This is a genomic window from Enterococcus sulfureus ATCC 49903 (assembly GCF_000407605.1).
Classification (GTDB): domain Bacteria; phylum Bacillota; class Bacilli; order Lactobacillales; family Enterococcaceae; genus Enterococcus_G; species Enterococcus_G sulfureus.
Window position 1 is genome coordinate 290617 of the sequence record NZ_ASWO01000005.1, and the last position, 17281, is coordinate 307897.

Here is a 17281-nt window from a genome sequence, read left to right on the forward strand (position 1 = left end):
TTGTTTGGATAGAGAAAGTTAGAGGGGGAAATACTATGGTAGATAACTTAGAATTAGTCATAATTACTGGAATGAGTGGAGCAGGAAAGACCGTCGCAGTCCAAAGCTTTGAAGATATGGGGTATTTTTGTATCGACAATATGCCACCATCTTTGATTCCAAAGTTTTGGGAATTGATCAAAGAATCCGGGAAGATCTCAAAAATTGCGCTAGTTGTCGATATGCGTTCTCGTTCTTTCTTTGAAGAGATTCAAACGATGTTGATTGAGATTGAAAATACGAATTTTATCAATACGCGGGTCTTATTTTTGGATGCATCTGATGAAGAATTGGTTTCGCGGTATAAAGAAACGCGTCGTGCTCACCCACTGGCAATGGATGGTTTGGTCACAGAAGGGATCAAGAAAGAGCGCCATTTGCTGGAAGAATTTAAAACACAAGCTTCTGTAGTCGTCGATACAACGGAATTGACACCGCGTCAATTACGCGAACGAATCAGTGAAGAATTCCGTACGAGTGATGCGACTCCAGGATTTCGAATTGAAATGCTTTCGTTTGGTTTCAAATACGGGTTACCAATCGATGCAGATATCGTGATGGATGTCCGTTTCTTGCCAAATCCGCATTATATTCCAGAGTTGCGCCCGTTAACTGGGTTAGATCAACCGGTGTATGAGTATGTGATGTCATTTGACGAAACAGAACAATTTTACCAACAATTTAGTCAATTACTTGTCAGTGTGATGCCAGGTTATATCAAAGAAGGAAAAAGTAGCTTGACGGTTGCGATCGGGTGTACGGGTGGCCAGCATCGTTCAGTTGCGTTGACCAAACGTATCGGTGATTTATTGCAACTAGAATATCTCGTTCATACCACGCACAGAGATAAAGATAAACGTAAAGAAACAGTGAATCGTTCATGAGTGTTAAAACCTACCGTATCCATAAACCAAAAGTCGTGGTGTTAGGTGGAGGTACGGGATTACCTGTCATTTTAAAAAGTTTACGTAATCAAGGGGTCGATATCACTGCAGTTGTGACCGTAGCTGATGATGGAGGAAGTAGCGGTGTCATTCGGGATTCGATCACAATGGCACCACCTGGAGATTTACGTAATGTCTTGGTTTCGTTATCAGATATGCCAAGATTATACGAAGATATTTTTCAGTATCGGTTTAAATCAGAAGACCATTTTCTAGCCAATCATGCGTTAGGAAACTTGATCATCGCAGCGATCTCTGAAATGCGTGGCAGTACCTATGAAGCCGTGCAGTTATTATCCAAAATGATGCATGTAGATGGACGTGTATTTCCTTCTTCTGATGAGCCGTTGATTTTACACGCAGTCTTTAAAGATGGCACGACAGCGGTTGGAGAATCCAATATCGCCAAACAACGCAAAACGATCGATCGTGTTTTTGTGCAAAATCAACACAATCTGGAAGAACCTAAAGCTGCACGAAAAGTGATTTCCTCGATTTTAGCTGCAGATATGGTCGTATTAGGTCCAGGAAGCTTATTTACGAGTATTTTGCCCAATCTTATGATTACAGAAATTGGTCAAGCCTTGTTGGAGACGAAAGCGGAGACGGTGTACATTTGCAATATTATGACGCAAAAAGGGGAAACAGAACAATTTACGGATGCTGAACATGTTCGTGTGTTACATGAACACTTAGGTCAGCGATTTATTGACACAGTATTAGTCAATATTGAAAAAGTACCAGAAGATTATATGGACAACGATCGATACGATGAGTATTTGGTACAAGTGAAACATGATTTTACTAGCTTACGTAATGAAGGTTGTCGTGTTGTATCGACGGATTTTCTTGAACTACGTGACGGGGGCGTATTTCACGATGGAGAAAAAGTTGTCCAAGAATTATTGCGCTTAGTTTATGAACGTAAACGTGTAAATTGAGCGAAGTTGTAGAAAGAAGGTGATCTGGATGTCATTTGCAGCCGAGGTCAAAAAAGAATTAACAAGTCTTGAGGTACATCGTGAGCATGCCAAAGCAGAACTTGCGGCATTGATTCGGATGAATGGTTCGCTTAGTTTAGCCAATCATCAGTTTGTATTAAATGTGCAAACTGAAAATGCTGCGATCGCAAGACGGATTTACTCCTTGCTTAAAGATCATTATGAGGTCAAAAGTGAGTTATTAGTTCGTCGGAAAATGAAATTAAAAAAGAATAATGTGTATATCGTGCGCTTAAAACAAGATACACAACGCATCTTAACGGATTTAGATATTATGGACGGTATGATGTTTCACACACACGTTTCAGATGAAATCATGGGCAATAGTCAAAAAATGCGTTCTTATTTAAGAGGCGCGTTTATGGCTTCAGGTTCCGTCAATAATCCAGAAACGAGCCGGTATCATTTAGAGATCTATTCTTTATATGAAGAGCATAATCAAGATATCTGCGAGATGTTGAATTTCTTCGACTTAAATGGACGAACATTAGAACGACGTAACGGGTATATTTCCTACTTAAAAGGAGCCGAGCAAATTGCGGATTTCTTCGTTGTGATCGGGGCAACCAATTCGATGCTAAAATTTGAAGATGTACGCATCGTTCGTGATATGCGTAACTCTGTCAATCGTTTGGTCAATTGCGAGACAGCCAATATGAATAAAACGATTGATGCCGCCTCAAAACAATTAGAAAATATCGCCTATATCGAAGATACAGTAGGATTACAAGCACTACCAGAAAAACTACAGGAAATCGCTGAGTTACGACTGGAAAATCCTGAAGTTAGTTTAAAAGAATTAGGAGAGATGATTCCATCGGGTGCCATCTCAAAATCAGGGATTAACCATCGAATTCGTAAAATCAACGAATTTGCTGAACGCTTGAGAGAAGCAAAATAAAACGAGCAAAAAGTATTTACTTTTTGCTCGTTTTTTATTGTTCAATTTTTTATTGTTCAACGAATGTAGCCAATTCTTCTTTAGAGATACTTTCATCAAAAATATGTCCATCAAATAAAATAGTTGGGACAAATTTAATGACAGCAGCTTCACTTTCTTGGGTAATTTCTTGAGCATACTCTGCATGGTTATGCTCGGTCAATCCTAGAGTATTTTCGGCAAATGCGGCAACTTCTTCTAAAGATAGATTTCCCCATTGATCTTGAGTATCGAAGATTTTTTCGATTTCAGCTAAAGCTGTTTGTGCATTATCCGTTGTGACATAACGATGCATCACATTTCCACGTTGTAATGATTCTTTTTGTCGATCGGTTAATTTGATCAAGCGTGAAAGACGATCTTGAGCAACAGCTTGTGCTAAATATTCTTTTGAATCTTGGAACCATTTTTTGCAATAAGGACAACGCAAATTCACAAATTCAATCATGATTCGTTCTTCATTGTCTCCGATTTTAATCCCTGTCTTTGTATTGGTTGCTTCTGGTTTGATTACTGAAATATCCATGTAATTATTCCTCCTTTTTCTTATCACAATTGTACCTAATTTTTTGTCAAAATCCTACTAATCAAGTTCCTTTTGTTTTTGTGAAAAAATTAACTTTTATCTTTATAATTTTTTCACAATCTATTATACTGATAATAAAGAATGTGAAAAGAGGAGTGTCTTTATGAAAGAATATCAGATCATGGATGGCAATGAGGCTGCGGCGTATGTATCTTACGCTTTTACAGAAGTAGCCGCAGTCTATCCGATCACCCCGAGTTCACCGATGGCCGAGATGGTTGAGACATGGGCGACACAACGACGGAAAAACATTTGGCAACAGCCAGTGAAAATTGTTGATATGCAGTCTGAAGCTGGAGCAGCTGGAGCGGTCCATGGAGCCTTGAAAACAGGTGCGATGACAACGACCTATACTGCGTCACAAGGATTACTTTTGATGCTACCTAATATGTATAAAATCGCGGGTGAATTATTGCCAAGTGTGATCCATGTCGCCAGTCGTGCAGTAACGACCAATGCATTGAGTATTTTTGGAGATCATTCTGACGTGATGGCCGTACGCCAAAGTGGTTATGCGATGTTAGCATCTAGCTCGGTCCAAGAAGCGATGGATTTTGCAGCAATTGCTCATCTAGCCTCAATCAAAAGTAGTGTACCTTTCGTTCATTTTTTTGACGGCTTTCGAACAAGTCATGAAATTCAAAAAATAGAGGTATTGCCGTATGCCAAATTGTCAGAATGGGTCGATCATGATCAAGTTGCAGCATTTCGCGCACGTGCGATGAATCCAAATCATCCAACGGTCAGCGGAACCAATCAAAATCCTGACGTACATTTTCAGCAACGTGAAGCAGTTAATCAGGCATATGAACAAGTGATTCTAACGGTCAAAAACTATTTCAAAACACTAAATGCTTTTCGTCAAACTGACTATGATGTCGTCAATTACTACGGGGCAATTGATGCGACGGAGGTCATTGTTGCCATGGGGTCTGTAACAGAAACGATTCGCCAAACCGTTGCGCACTTAAACGAAAAAGGACGCAAAGTAGGTGTAGTGTGTATTCATTTATATCGACCATTTCCTGTAGAGGACTTACTTCAAGTCATGCCAAAAACAGTTCAACGTCTCGCGGTTTTAGATCGAAGCAAAGAAAGTGGTGCACCAGCAGAGTCCTTGGCCCTTGATGTACAAAGCGCGTTTTATGGACAAAAAGAAGCACCGATGATTCTTCATGGTCGTTATGGATTGGGTTCAAAAGAAATCCGTCCAGATCATATTCTTGCATTATTTAAAGAACTTTGTGCACCTCAGCCAAAAGAAGTCTTTACCTTAGGAATTGATGACGATGTTACGCATCTATCCCTTCCAAATTTAAGTCCGATCGACCTGACTCCAGATTCGATCAAACAAGCGAAATTCTGGGGATTTGGTTCAGATGGGACAGTAGGAGCGAGTAAATCTGCGATCAAATTGATTGGAAAACATGGAGCACCACATATCCAAGGATATTTTTATTATGATTCTAAAAAATCTGGAGGACTGACGGTTTCTCATTTGCGTTATGGCGATCGACCGATTCAATCTGAGTATTTGATCGAAGCTGCAGATTATGTCGCGTGTCATACACCAGCATATATTCATCATTATCCTTTATTGGAGGATCTAAAACCTGGCGGGATTTTTGTATTGAATACACCGTGGTCTAAAGAACAAATCTTGCATGCTTTGCCTCAAAAAGTGAAACAGCAACTTGCGCAAAAACAAATACGATTTTATACGATCAATGCGATGAAGTTAGCTCATGAAAAAGGTCTTGGACAGCATATCAATACGATCATGGAAGCAGTTTTCTTTTATTTGATGAAACCTTTTGAGTATGAGAAAGCCAAAGAAGCGTTAAAAAAAGAACTAAAACTACGCTATCGACATAAACCTAAGCAAGTTGTTTTGGATAATGTCGCGATCTTAGAGGAAGCCATTTTGTATTTAGAAACCGTCACGATTCCAAAAGAGTGGCAAAGCATAAACGTAGAAGAGCCAAAACCTAGCACAACCACGTATATGGATACGATTGCGCGTCCCGTATTGACTCAAAAAGGAAATGAATTGAAAGTCTCTGCGTTTGCAGAATCGTCTTTACAAACAGGGACCATCCCGCTTGGAACAGCAGCGTATGAAAAGCGCGGAATCGCGTTAGAAGTACCAAACTGGATCAGTGATCGCTGTACGATGTGCAACGAGTGTGCCTTTGTTTGTCCACATGCTGCTATTCGTCCATTTTTACTAGACGAAGAAGAAGAAGCTACTCGACCAGAAGGGATGATCACACGAAAATTCCGTGGAAAAGATGGATTATGGTATCGTATCCAAGTATCCGTAGAAGACTGTACGGGATGTGGGGTATGTGTTGAAGCTTGTCCTGCGAAAGGAAAAGCGTTGGAGATGGTTCCTTATGAAGAACAAAAAGAACAAGCGATTAATTGGGCGTTTGCGATGACGTTAAAACAAAAAGAAAATCCAGCAAAACTAGGAAGTGTGATGGGGTCGCAGTTTGAGCAACCATTATTAGAATTTTCTGGAGCGTGTGCGGGGTGTGGCGAAACGCCATATGTTAAATTAGTCACACAATTATTTGGAGATCGTATGTTGATTGCCAATGCAACAGGCTGTTCTTCTATCTGGAGTGCATCCTTTCCAACAGCTCCTTATACCACAAATCATGAAGGAAAAGGACCAGCTTGGTCAAACTCGCTCTTGGAAGATAATGCTGAATTTGGATATGGAATGTATATGGGGATCACAACCAGACGCTACGCACTAGCAGACCAACTCCTTCAGCTAAAAAAACAAGCCAAAAATGTCTTCAAAGCGGAAACGTTGGCATGGATAGAAGAATTTGTGACGCACTTGATGGATAGTGACGGAACAAAGCAACGCGCAGAGAAGTTGAAGCACGCGTTGCAATCTGAAACTGAGCTTGAACGTGAACGTCTTGCGATCTTAGCAAAAGAAGAGTTATTTGTTAAGCCGAGTCAATGGATCATCGGTGGTGATGGCTGGGCATATGATATTGGTTATGGTGGACTAGATCATGTATTGGCGAGTGGAGAAGATGTGAATATCCTTGTCTTAGATAACGAAGTGTATTCAAATACAGGGGGCCAAGTATCAAAAGCCACCCCACAAAGTGCGATCGCTAAATTTGCTTCGATTGGCAAACGACAACATAAAAAAGACCTAGGAAAATTGGCGATGACCTATGAATCTGTTTATGTCGCACAAATTTCATTTGCTGCCAATCCAATGCAGACGATCAAAGCGATCGAAGAAGCAGAGAGATTTTCTGGTCCATCGATTTTGATTGCGTATACGCCATGTATTGCACATGGATTAGTTGGTGGAATGAAAAATAGTTTAACGGAAGCAAAATTAGCCGTAGAAAGTGGCTACTGGCCACTTTATCGATATCATCCGTTTAAAACGGAAGCCAAACGATTTAGTTTAGATACGAAACGACCAAAATTTGATCGTTTAGGTGACTTTTTAACGATGCAACAACGCTTTAATACGGTAAAAACATCTGCAGTACTAGCAGAATTAACAGAACAAGTAACAAAACGATTTGCGTATTATCAAAAGCTTACGGGCAAGATAAGCCGAGAAAAAGTAAATGCGACTGTAAGCGAACAAGACGTAGAAATGGATGAAGCTACCAAACGGCGACTTGAAAGACGAGAAGCACGTAAGAAAAACGCAAAAAAATAACCTAGAAAAAGCGATCAAATCTTAAATTTGATCGCTTTTTCTGTAAGTAATGATAAGTTTTGAAAAAAATAGATAAAAAAGTCAGAATTTCACTCAATTTTAAAAAATGCTTATGTTATACTGAAATATGAAAAGTCTGTGAGCAAAGGAAGGCTTCATATATGTCAATTAACTTATCGAATTTTTTTAATTTAGAACATTGGAAACAGTTTTTTTCTGTTGATTTTTTATCTTGGGATTTCGCCATTAATTTGCTAGATATTCTAGTAGTATGGTTTATTTTATATAAATTGATCCAACTCGTTAGAGGGACAAAAGCGATTCAATTGTTAAAAGGTGTTGCGATGTTTATTGCTACACGTTTTGTGGCCGAATTGATTGGTCTACATACATTATCTTGGTTGATGGATCAAGTCATTACGTATGGAGTGATTGCGGCGATCGTGATCTTCCAACCAGAGATTCGTCGTGGACTCGAACATCTTGGGCGAACATCATTTTTTAGTCCAGCAAAATCTAACAAACGTCAAGATGAACAAATGATCTTGGCTTTTGATAAAGCGATCCAGTACATGTCAAAGCGTAAAATTGGAGCATTGGTCACGATTGAGCGCAATACAGGATTAGAAGAATATATTGAAACGGGAATTCCTGTCGATGGAGATATCAGTGGAGAATTATTGATCAATATTTTTATTCCTAATACGCCTCTACACGATGGAGCCGTTATTATCCGTGATGGAAAAATCAGTGTATGTTGTGCCTATTTACCGTTGTCTGAAAGTTTATTGATCCCTAAAGAATTTGGGACCCGTCATCGTGCAGCAGTAGGTGTATCGGAAGTCAGCGATGCAGTGACATTTATCGTTTCAGAAGAAACCGGAGATGTGAGCATTACGATGAACAATCAATTATTACCAGGGTTGACCAGAGAAGAGTATTTAACTATCTTACGCCGTGAGTTGATTCCTGCCGAGGAAAAAGATGTCAAGAAACCTTTTTATAAGGTCTTCATCGATGAGATGAATCGCTTAAGTAAGAAGGGGGATAAATAATGCTTAAAACCCGTCGAAGAAAAAATATTTTTTATGCGATTATTTCGTTGTTATTTACACTCGTTTTATTTTTTAATGCAAATGGCTCGACCTTGCAAGGAAATATTATTCCGACACCCACGAGTTATGAAGAAACATTAAAAGAAATTGCGATCCAACCGCAATACGACTCATCTAAATATTTTATCCAAGGATTCACACCATCTGTTACGGTCAAATTAAAAAGTGATAATCGGGTACAACTGAATACAGAGTTGAATGCAGAAACACGAAATTTCAGAGTAATTGCTGATTTAGATGGGTTAGAGCCTGGAACGCATGAAGTCCCATTGAAGGTTCAAAATCTAAGTAGTAGTGTGAGTGCGACTTTGGAAACAAAATCGATTACGGTAACAATCGAGAAAAAAGTAACGAAAACATTTGATGTGCAAACCGATCTTTCGCAAGGAAATTTGCAAGAAGGGTACGAATTAGGTAAAATAGCAATCGAACCGAGTACGGTATCTGTTACGACTGGTGAAGAAACGTTAAAAGAGATCACTCAAGTACTCGCACCAACGAGCGCGGTCAAAAATGCGACAAAAGATATTGCAACTACTGTAACTGTTGCTGCAGTAGATGCAAATGGTCAAAAGTTACCCGCGATCATTACACCGGAACAAGTAAAAGTTTCTGCACCAGTAACATTACCTTCGAAACAAGTTCCTGTGACGGTCGTTCCAACAGGAAAAATGGCAACGAGTTTAGCGACGATCGATTACGAATTGAACGAATACAACGTGACGGTCAGCGCAGAGCAAGCAGTGTTAGATCAGCTTGATCAAGTATCTGTTTCAGTAGACATCGATAATGTCGTCAAGCAAACAGAAGTTACGACTGCTGTTGAAGTACCTGAAGGCGTACAAGTGTCACCAAATGAAGTGACCGTTACGATCAAACCAGTACAAAAAACGACGACGTCTGCGACATCATCTAGTCGTAGCCAAACGCAACAAACAACTCGCTCGTCTACTGTAAGTTCAGAATCGCTCGAAACAACAGAGTCTGCGACTAGTGAAGCTTCTTTACCTACAAGTACAACGGTAGAAGAACCTACAAGTGAGACTACAAATTGATTTTTTTGATAAAGAGAGGATACGTTGAATAATGGGAAAATATTTTGGAACTGATGGAGTAAGAGGAGAAGCAAATACGGAATTAACACCAGAGCTAGCATTTAAATTAGGTCGTTGTGGTGGATACGTATTGAGCCAGCACGAGTCAGGAGAACGAGTGCCACGAGTTTTAGTTGGACGTGATACACGTATTTCTGGTCAAATGTTAGAAAGTGCATTGATTGCAGGATTGCTTTCAGTAGGGATCGAAGTCTTTCAATTAGGTGTGATCTCAACACCTGGTGTAGCCTATTTGACCCGTTTACAAAAAGCAAGCGCTGGGGTCATGATTTCAGCTTCTCATAATCCAGCCCAAGATAACGGAATTAAATTTTTTGGAAGTGACGGATTTAAATTAGTGGATGATCAAGAGGCGGAGATCGAAGCTTTACTCGACGCAGCTGAAGATACATTACCTCGTCCTTCTTCGACAGGATTAGGAACCGTTGAAGAATATCCAGAAGGGTTAATGAAATATTCACAATTTTTAGCACAAACGATTCCAACCGATCTATCCGGTTTAACAGTGTGTATCGATGCAGCTAACGGTGCGACAGCATCAAGTGTCAACCGCTTATTTGCAGATCTAGAAACCGATTTTTATACAATGGGGACTTCTCCAGATGGATTAAACATCAATGATGGCGTAGGCTCGACACATCCTGAAAAATTAGCAGAAATGGTTGTTGAAAAACAAGCAGATGCTGGTTTGGCTTTTGACGGAGACGGCGATCGAATTATTGCAGTTGATGAGTTAGGAAATATTGTAGATGGCGACAAGATTATGTATATCTGTGCCAAATATTTAGCAGAGAAAAAACGCTTGAAACAAGATACGATCGTAACGACGGTAATGAGTAATTTAGGATTCCATAAAGCGGTAGAACAAATTGGATTAAAAGATGTGATCACTCAAGTCGGCGATCGTTATGTTGTAGAAGAAATGCGCAAAAATGGCTACAACTTTGGGGGCGAACAATCAGGTCATATGATTTTCCTAGATTTCAATACGACTGGTGATGGGATGTTATCAGGTATCCAGTTATTAAATGTGATGAAAGAAACTGGAAAAACTTTATCTGAATTAGCAGCAGAAGTTGCAATCTATCCGCAACAATTAGTCAATATTCGCGTATCGAATAAATACGGGGCCATGGACGTGCCAAAAATCAAAGAAGTAATCGAAGAAGCAGAACAAGAAATGAATGGTGAAGGGCGTATCTTAGTCCGTCCTTCTGGAACAGAACCTTTATTACGTGTGATGGCAGAAGCACCAACAGATGAAAAAGTAACATATTATGTTGAGAAAATTGCCGCAGTCGTACGCGAAGAAATCGGGTTAGAGTAACTCTAAAAAAGCTGTGAAGAGAACCACTTCTCTCGCAGCTTTTTTGACTAAAGGAGGGCATTATGAAAACAAAATATCTTGTATGGGGCGTAGCGGGCATCGTTGTGGGTATCGGTCTTAGTGGTACAGTTTGGTATTATCAAAATCACCAAGCTCAAGTAAAGGCTACTGAGATCGTAACAGATTTTACTAACGCGCTAAGCCAACAAAAATTTACAGAACTCAATCAGTATGTAAGTACAGATTCGCTTAAAGCAGAGGGGTTTACTAAAGAAGAACTTGCCAAAAAATATGAAACGATCTACCAAGGTATCGGTGTAAAAGAGGCGAAAATCAAAGAGATCGAAACCAAAAAACAAAAAAAGGGCTATGAAGTTTCTTACGAGTTAACCTTAACGACAGCACTAGGGAAGTATACAACAACATATCAAGCAATGGTCGATGCGGATAAGATCCAATGGACGCCGGCGTTGATCTTTCCGGATATGACAAAAGACGATACAGTATCTTATCAGCCGATTTCAGCGACTAGAGGACAAATAGTCGATCGAAATCAGCAAGGTCTAGCGATCAATGATACGCTCGATCAAGTCGGGATCATTCCAGGACAGCTAGGAGAACAAAAAGAAAATGCGATCGCACAAATTGCGGCATTATATGGATTGACAAGTGAAGGAATCAACCAAACCTTAGCTCAAGGCTGGGTGACAGATGATGCGTTCGTACCACTGAAAGTGACAAAAGACGCACCAAATGAAAATCTTCCAGGTGTCGAGATTAGACAAACGACAGGTCGCTATTATCCATTAGGAGAAGCCGCGGCTCAATTGATTGGGTATACAGGAGAAGTCACTGCTGAAGATTTAGAAAAAAATCCCAAATTGGAAGCAGGTCAATTGATTGGTCGATCAGGACTTGAACAAACACTTGATGATACTTTGCGTGGTCAAGATGGAGGGGAAATCGTTCTTTTAGATCAAAACCAACAAGAAAAAAAGGTGTTGGTCAAAAAGCAAGTGACGAATGGAAAAGATGTTACACTAACGCTTGATGCGAATGCTCAAAAAATCGCGTTTGAACATTTAGGTGGTAAAAAAGGTTCTTCAGTAGCCACTCTTCCCAAAACAGGGGACTTAGTCGCTTTAGTCAGTTCACCAAGTTACGATCCTAATAAAATGGCCAATGGAATTTCAAGTGCGGAGTACAATGTCTATGCTGAAAATGAAGCCAAACCATTTATTAGTCGCTTTGCCACACGTTATGCTCCAGGTTCAACGTTTAAAACCATTACGGCTGCTCTAGGAATCGATGCAAAAACACTTGATCCAGATCAGAAAATTGCGATTCCTTCATTGAAATGGCAAAAAGATGCTTCTTGGGGAGACTATCAAGTAACACGTGTTCAACAAACGGATGAAGTGAATCTAAAAGATGCGCTAATGTATTCAGATAATATTTATTTTGCGCAACAAACCTTGAAAATGGGCGAAGCCACGTTTCGTGAGGGGTTGAATCGTTTTATTTTTGGGGAGACACTCGATTTGCCATTTGAGATGAAAGCGGCCCAAATTTCAAACGATGAGCAATTCAACTCAGAAATTTTATTAGCCGATACAGGTTATGGACAAGGCCAGTTGTTGATCAGTCCGGTTGAACAAGCCACGATGTACTCGGTATTTGCAAACGAAGGAAATTTGGTGTATCCACGACTACTACTCGATGCCCAAACCAAAACGAAAAACGAAGTTATCAGTCAAGAGGCTGTCAAGATTGTCGGCAGTGATTTACGTGCAGTCGTGACAGAACCGACAGCTTTTGGATATCGTTTAAATGCATTAGGGATCGATGTCGCAGCCAAAACGGGTACTGCAGAAATCAAACAATCACAAGACGACACAAGCGGAACCGAAAATAGCTTTTTATTTGCGTATGATTATGGCAATCACAACTATTTAACGGTTACGATGTTTGAAGATAGTCAAGGAGAATACACTGCAATCAAGCAAGCAGATGAATTATTGAGCTATCTAAATCAAACGTATCAATAATAAAAAAAGAGAAAAAGTGATGTGAACCTTTTTCTCTTTTTTTAATAAGGAGTAAAGATGATGGAAACAATGACGCTAAAACAATTAAAAGAACTTATTCAAAGATTAGAAACAGAAGGTGTAGGCGAGGAAACACCGATCTTTTTAGATACGGGTTGGGATAGTATCCAAGAAATCGACCCAACTGCCTTGGTAAAAAAACAAGCGCGGCCGTTTCAAATTCAAGATGAATTAACTAAGGAATATTATGGTGGATTTGTATTGGAAGAAAAAGCTCATACAAAAGACACAACTGGGGATATACAAGAAGTTCTTGTATTTGACCATAAATATTAAGAGAAAGTAGAGGGGTAAAGAATGAATAAACGTAGATGGGTTGCAGTTGGGATATTTGGTGTCATTGTCATTGGATCGATTATCTTTAGTGTTGTAGGGTCAGAGGATAAAAAAGAGACATCGAATTTAACGACAGTTCAAAGTATTTTATATGGCAGTAATGATTTAGCAGAAAATGAATTAGAACCAGGTGAGGTCAGCAAGCGTATCGTGAAAGTGACAATCGACGGTACAATTGCCGACACAGGTGAGTCGAATGGGTTGTTTTCTAGTGAAGGGTACAATCACGCATTTGTATTGCAACAATTGCAAGCGATCCAACAAGACGATTCGATCCAAGCCGTATTGCTTGAAGTGAATTCACCAGGTGGAGGTGTTTACGAAAGTGCAGAACTAGCTAGACAGATCCACTTGATCCAAGATCAAAAAAAAGCCTTATATGTTTCGATGCAAAGTATGGCGGCTAGTGGCGGCTATTATATTTCTGCTTCTGCTGATAAAATCTTTGCCACAGATGAAACGATCACAGGTTCAATTGGTGTGATTTCGTCTAGTTTAAACTACGCTGGGTTGTTAGAAAAACTTGGACTCAAAGAACAAACGTATAAAAGCGGTGCGCTAAAAGATATGAACGCACCGACAAAAGAACCTAGTGAAGAAGAAAAAAATGTGATGCAAGACTATATCAATAGTTCATATGAACGTTTTGTAGATATTGTGGCGACTGGACGAAATCTACCAAAAGACACTGTATATAAACTTGCAGATGGAAGAATCTATGATGGAAGTCAGGCGGTCAAAAATGGATTGGTCGATGCCATTGGATATGAAGATCAAGCACTTGCAGCGCTTCGTAAAGACAAAGGTCTGAAAAATGCACAAGTATTTGAATACGGTACAAGTAGTACAGGATTTGCCCAAACATTTTTTGGTGCTAAATTAGCTCAATGGCAAGGATTGACACAAAGTCCAGAAAATCGTTTGACGAAAGTGATTGAAAGCATCGGTACACAAAGTGCGCCAAAACCACTATACATGTATGGAGGGGAGTAAGATGAGCGAAAAACAAGATACTTTTTTTACGGAACTTGTAGCTTCAAGTAAAAAGAAAGTCTATACACAAGAAGAAATCGATACGATTCAACAACAAAGCGACGAAGTGTTGCCCCCTGAACTGCCGGTTATAACTACACCGTTACCGACATACTTTTTTAGTGGGATGTGGATTCGGTTCTTTGCCTTCATGATCGATTTGATCGTCATTGCTGCACTTACACAAGTCGTACGAACGATCGTTGGCTTGTTTATCACGTTTACACAACTTGGTACGTGGAGTGTGTATGGGATATGTGGACTGATCGTATATTATGGCTATTTTATTTTACTAACAAAATTAAATCATGGGCAAACACTTGGTAAAATGATCTTTGGGATTCGTGTTGTTTCTTTGACTAGTCCAGTATTGGATTGGCAAACCGTATTATTACGAGAAGGTTGTGGTCGTTTCTTTTTAAGTATTCCCGTACTGGGTCTTTTCTTATATGTACCGATTTTATTTACTGCAAGAAAACAACAGGTAGCCGATTTATTTTTTGATACATCCGTCGTGAACTTAAAGGTAGTGGCTGCTTTTTTACATCAAACGACAGAGTCTTATCACGTAGAACCGGTATATAAGGAAGTGAAATCTTGAGTTTATCTTTTCCAAACGAACACCAAAAAACACTAGAACGAGCAAAAGATGCGTTTACTACACAAAATTATCAAGCATGTCTACAAGCATTATATCAACTTGTACCTGAATCATTAGGTGAAACGGAACAAAAAATGATTGTAAGCTGCCAACTTGCCCTAGGTGAATATGAAGCAGCTTTAACGTACATGAAAAAACATCCAGAGCTGTTGACGACAAAAGAGATGTATGCAAATTATCTACAAGCGCTTTGCATGACGTATCGATTTTTGGATGCTTGGTTTGTGAGTTGTGCGCTTGACGATGTATCCTTGCAACAAAAAGTTTTAGAAATGGAGAATGCGTATCTCCAATTTCATCCCGAGCAAAAAATAAAGAAAGAACGGGAACTTTTGGATTTGTCGCAAGGAAAGCGTCAAACTAAAAACTGGTTGGCTTTTCTAGATGGCTTAACGAGCCAACAAGCCAAAGCGTTACTTCCGGCGTTACTCGTGTATCAAACACAGACACAAGCACAATTAAAAAGTAAAGCTGCAGAACTATTAGTCAAGTTAAATGAAACGCGTCACTTAGATGTCACACATCCATTAACGATGAAAGTACATCGTGTTGCTTTTTCAGAACTAACCACATTAGAACAAAGTGAGCAACTTCAAGCATTGGATCAAACTAGTCTTATTTTAGCAACGCAACCTCAAGTGTTGGCGGCCACTGTTACTGAAATTCGCGCACATTGGGCGTATTTGTATCCTTTTTTACCAGAAGTCACACAAGTGAAACAATGGATAGATGTGTATGCATTAGATTACAAAATACTAGAGACCCATCCAAAAGAAACCCAAACAGCAAGTGCTAAAAATATCCAAGAAATAAAAGAAATGATTCGTTTGAAATTCTCGTTATTTTCTTAAAAAATGGCTGAGAAATAACGGAGTTTGTGTTTAAAATGTTTACAATTGGGTCTGTATAGTGTACTATTTAAAAGTATGCATGAAGCTATTTCATATAACAATAGACAGATATTCGGAGGGAATTACATGACTGCAAAATTTGAAAAAAAAGGCACAAATGATGGTGTATTGACATTTTCAATTGCAAATGAAGAAATCCAAAAAGGATTGACAACTGCATTTAATCGCGTGAAAGGAAACTTAAACGTACCTGGATTCCGTAAAGGGAAAGTTTCACGTACTGTATTTAACCGTATGTACGGCGAAGAAGCATTGTATGAAGATGCGTTAAATGCTGTTTTACCAGCAGCTTATGAAGCGGCTGTATTAGAAGCTGGAATCGATCCAGTTGCGCAACCAAAAATCGATGTGAAAAGCATGGATAAAGGTGAAGCTTGGACAATCGAAGCAGAAGTAACTGTAAAACCTGAAGTAAAATTAGGCGAATACAAAAACTTAACTGTTGAAAAACAAGATACTGAAGTAACAGATGAAGACGTAGATGCACGTGTGAAATCTGCTCAAGAACAACAAGCTGAATTAGCAATCAAAGAAGACGCTGCAGTTGAAGGCGATACAGTAGTGATCGACTTTGAAGGTTTTGTTGGCGATGAAGCTTTTGAAGGTGGAAAAGGCGAGAACTATTCATTAGAATTAGGTTCTGGTTCATTTATTCCAGGCTTTGAAGAGCAATTAGTTGGTCAAAAAGCTGGTGACTCTCTAGACGTTACGGTAACTTTCCCTGAAGATTATCAAGCAGAAGACTTAGCTGGTAAAGAAGCGGTCTTCAAAGTAACAGTTCACGAAGTAAAAGCAAAAGAACTTCCTGAATTAGATGACGAATTTGCTAAAGATGTAGACGATAGCGTGTCTTCATTAGCTGAATTAAAAGAAAAATTCCGTCAAGAATTAACAGAAAGCAAAGCACAAGCAGCTAAAGATGCTGTTGAAGAAGCAGCGATCCGTCAAGCTGTGGAAAATGCTGAAATCGTTGAATTACCACACGTAATGGTTCACGATGAAGTACACCGTGCAATGGACGAATTCTTAAACAACATGCAACGTCAAGGAATCTCTCCTGAAATGTACTACCAATTAACTGGTTCTACAGAACAAGACTTGCACCAACAATTTGAAGCAGAAGCGGATACTCGTGTGAAAACGAACTTAGTGATCGAAGCGATCGCAAAAGCTGAAGGCTTAGAAGCAACTGAAGAAGAAATCGCAAACGAAATCAAAGAACTTTCTGAAACTTACAACATGCCAGAAGCACAAGTAAAACGTGTGTTAACTGAAGACATGTTAAAACATGACGTAACAATGAAAAAAGCAGTAGATTTAGTAACATCTACAGTAGTTGAAGCGTAAGCAAATTCGAATAATTTTAAACTCTACTAGGATCTTTTCTAGTAGAGTTTTTTTTATTCAGTTTGTTTGTTAATTCACGAAATAGTGAATTTTTTTATGATTTTTAAAAA

14 protein-coding genes are annotated in these 17281 nt (G+C 39.3%); 13 read left to right on the plus strand and 1 reads right to left on the minus strand.

Annotated elements, in window-relative coordinates; all coding sequences use genetic code 11:
• Positions 1 to 35: 35 nt before the first annotated feature.
• From rapZ to whiA, 3 genes are read left to right on the plus strand one after another with little or no spacing between them, the layout of a single operon-like run.
• Positions 36 to 923: an RNase adapter RapZ gene (rapZ, locus tag I573_RS07465; protein WP_016185632.1), complete on the plus strand. Its 888-nt coding sequence runs from the start codon at positions 36 to 38 to the stop codon at positions 921 to 923.
• On the plus strand, positions 920 to 1924 hold the full coding sequence (locus tag I573_RS07470; protein WP_016185631.1) for a gluconeogenesis factor YvcK family protein: 1005 nt from the start codon (positions 920 to 922) through the stop codon (positions 1922 to 1924). The genes rapZ and I573_RS07470 overlap by 4 nt, the downstream gene beginning before the upstream one ends.
• Before the next feature lie 28 nt (positions 1925 to 1952).
• The gene (gene whiA, locus I573_RS07475; RefSeq protein ID WP_016185630.1) at positions 1953 to 2885 is read left to right on the plus strand and encodes a DNA-binding protein WhiA; all 933 of its coding nucleotides are present in this window, start codon (positions 1953 to 1955) and stop codon (positions 2883 to 2885) included.
• Positions 2886 to 2934: 49 nt separating this feature from the next.
• On the opposite strand, the gene I573_RS07480 is transcribed toward whiA, so the two are convergent.
• On the minus strand, positions 2935 to 3450 hold the full coding sequence (locus tag I573_RS07480; protein ID WP_016185629.1) for a thioredoxin domain-containing protein: 516 nt from the start codon (positions 3448 to 3450) through the stop codon (positions 2935 to 2937).
• Positions 3451 to 3613: 163 nt separating this feature from the next.
• Here I573_RS07480 and nifJ point away from each other — a divergent pair, with 163 nt between their 5' ends.
• The 10 genes from nifJ (at position 3614) to tig (ending at position 17171) form a co-directional block, all read left to right on the plus strand.
• Positions 3614 to 7219 (plus strand): pyruvate:ferredoxin (flavodoxin) oxidoreductase, encoded by a 3606-nt coding sequence (gene nifJ / locus I573_RS07485; protein ID WP_016185628.1) that lies wholly within the window; start codon positions 3614 to 3616, stop codon positions 7217 to 7219.
• A gap of 161 nt (positions 7220 to 7380) precedes the next feature.
• Entirely contained in the window at positions 7381 to 8274 is an 894-nt protein-coding gene (gene cdaA, locus I573_RS07490) for a diadenylate cyclase CdaA (protein ID WP_016185627.1), read from the plus strand.
• Positions 8274 to 9389: a CdaR family protein gene (locus I573_RS07495; protein WP_016185626.1), complete on the plus strand. Its 1116-nt coding sequence runs from the start codon at positions 8274 to 8276 to the stop codon at positions 9387 to 9389. Before cdaA ends, I573_RS07495 begins: the two co-directional genes overlap by 1 nt.
• A gap of 31 nt (positions 9390 to 9420) precedes the next feature.
• Entirely contained in the window at positions 9421 to 10776 is a 1356-nt protein-coding gene (gene glmM, locus I573_RS07500; protein WP_016185625.1) for a phosphoglucosamine mutase, read from the plus strand.
• Positions 10777 to 10838: 62 nt separating this feature from the next.
• Positions 10839 to 12824, plus strand: coding sequence for a penicillin-binding protein PBP4(5) (gene pbp4 / locus I573_RS07505; protein ID WP_016185624.1), 1986 nt, complete (start codon positions 10839 to 10841; stop codon positions 12822 to 12824).
• A 60-nt stretch (positions 12825 to 12884) separates the two neighbouring features.
• Positions 12885 to 13160, plus strand: coding sequence for a hypothetical protein (locus I573_RS07510; RefSeq protein ID WP_245555075.1), 276 nt, complete (start codon positions 12885 to 12887; stop codon positions 13158 to 13160).
• A gap of 21 nt (positions 13161 to 13181) precedes the next feature.
• Entirely contained in the window at positions 13182 to 14213 is a 1032-nt protein-coding gene (gene sppA / locus I573_RS07515) for a signal peptide peptidase SppA (RefSeq protein WP_016185622.1), read from the plus strand.
• Between the two features lies 1 nt (position 14214).
• A complete protein-coding gene (locus I573_RS07520) occupies positions 14215 to 14853 on the plus strand; it encodes an RDD family protein (protein WP_016185621.1) in 639 nt (212 codons plus the stop codon).
• On the plus strand, positions 14850 to 15764 hold the full coding sequence (locus I573_RS07525) for a hypothetical protein (protein WP_016185620.1): 915 nt from the start codon (positions 14850 to 14852) through the stop codon (positions 15762 to 15764). Before I573_RS07520 ends, I573_RS07525 begins: the two co-directional genes overlap by 4 nt.
• Before the next feature lie 126 nt (positions 15765 to 15890).
• Entirely contained in the window at positions 15891 to 17171 is a 1281-nt protein-coding gene (tig, locus tag I573_RS07530; protein ID WP_016185619.1) for a trigger factor, read from the plus strand.
• Positions 17172 to 17281: the final 110 nt, after the last annotated feature.

Bases quoted from the DNA above. Each gene is read 5' to 3' on its own strand.
- I573_RS07470 (WP_016185631.1), top strand. From the start codon at position 920: ATGAGTGTTAAAACCTACCGTATCCATAAACCAAAAGTCGTGGTGTTA.
- tig (WP_016185619.1), top strand. From the start codon at position 15,891: ATGACTGCAAAATTTGAAAAAAAAGGCACAAATGATGGTGTATTGACA.
- I573_RS07520 (WP_016185621.1), top strand. From the start codon at position 14,215: ATGAGCGAAAAACAAGATACTTTTTTTACGGAACTTGTAGCTTCAAGT.
- pbp4 (WP_016185624.1), top strand. From the start codon at position 10,839: ATGAAAACAAAATATCTTGTATGGGGCGTAGCGGGCATCGTTGTGGGT.
- glmM (WP_016185625.1), top strand. From the start codon at position 9,421: ATGGGAAAATATTTTGGAACTGATGGAGTAAGAGGAGAAGCAAATACG.
- I573_RS07480 (WP_016185629.1), bottom strand. From the start codon at position 3,450: ATGGATATTTCAGTAATCAAACCAGAAGCAACCAATACAAAGACAGGG.
- cdaA (WP_016185627.1), top strand. From the start codon at position 7,381: ATGTCAATTAACTTATCGAATTTTTTTAATTTAGAACATTGGAAACAG.
- nifJ (WP_016185628.1), top strand. From the start codon at position 3,614: ATGAAAGAATATCAGATCATGGATGGCAATGAGGCTGCGGCGTATGTA.
- I573_RS07510 (WP_245555075.1), top strand. From the start codon at position 12,885: ATGGAAACAATGACGCTAAAACAATTAAAAGAACTTATTCAAAGATTA.
- I573_RS07495 (WP_016185626.1), top strand. From the start codon at position 8,274: ATGCTTAAAACCCGTCGAAGAAAAAATATTTTTTATGCGATTATTTCG.
- whiA (WP_016185630.1), top strand. From the start codon at position 1,953: ATGTCATTTGCAGCCGAGGTCAAAAAAGAATTAACAAGTCTTGAGGTA.
- sppA (WP_016185622.1), top strand. From the start codon at position 13,182: ATGAATAAACGTAGATGGGTTGCAGTTGGGATATTTGGTGTCATTGTC.
- rapZ (WP_016185632.1), top strand. From the start codon at position 36: ATGGTAGATAACTTAGAATTAGTCATAATTACTGGAATGAGTGGAGCA.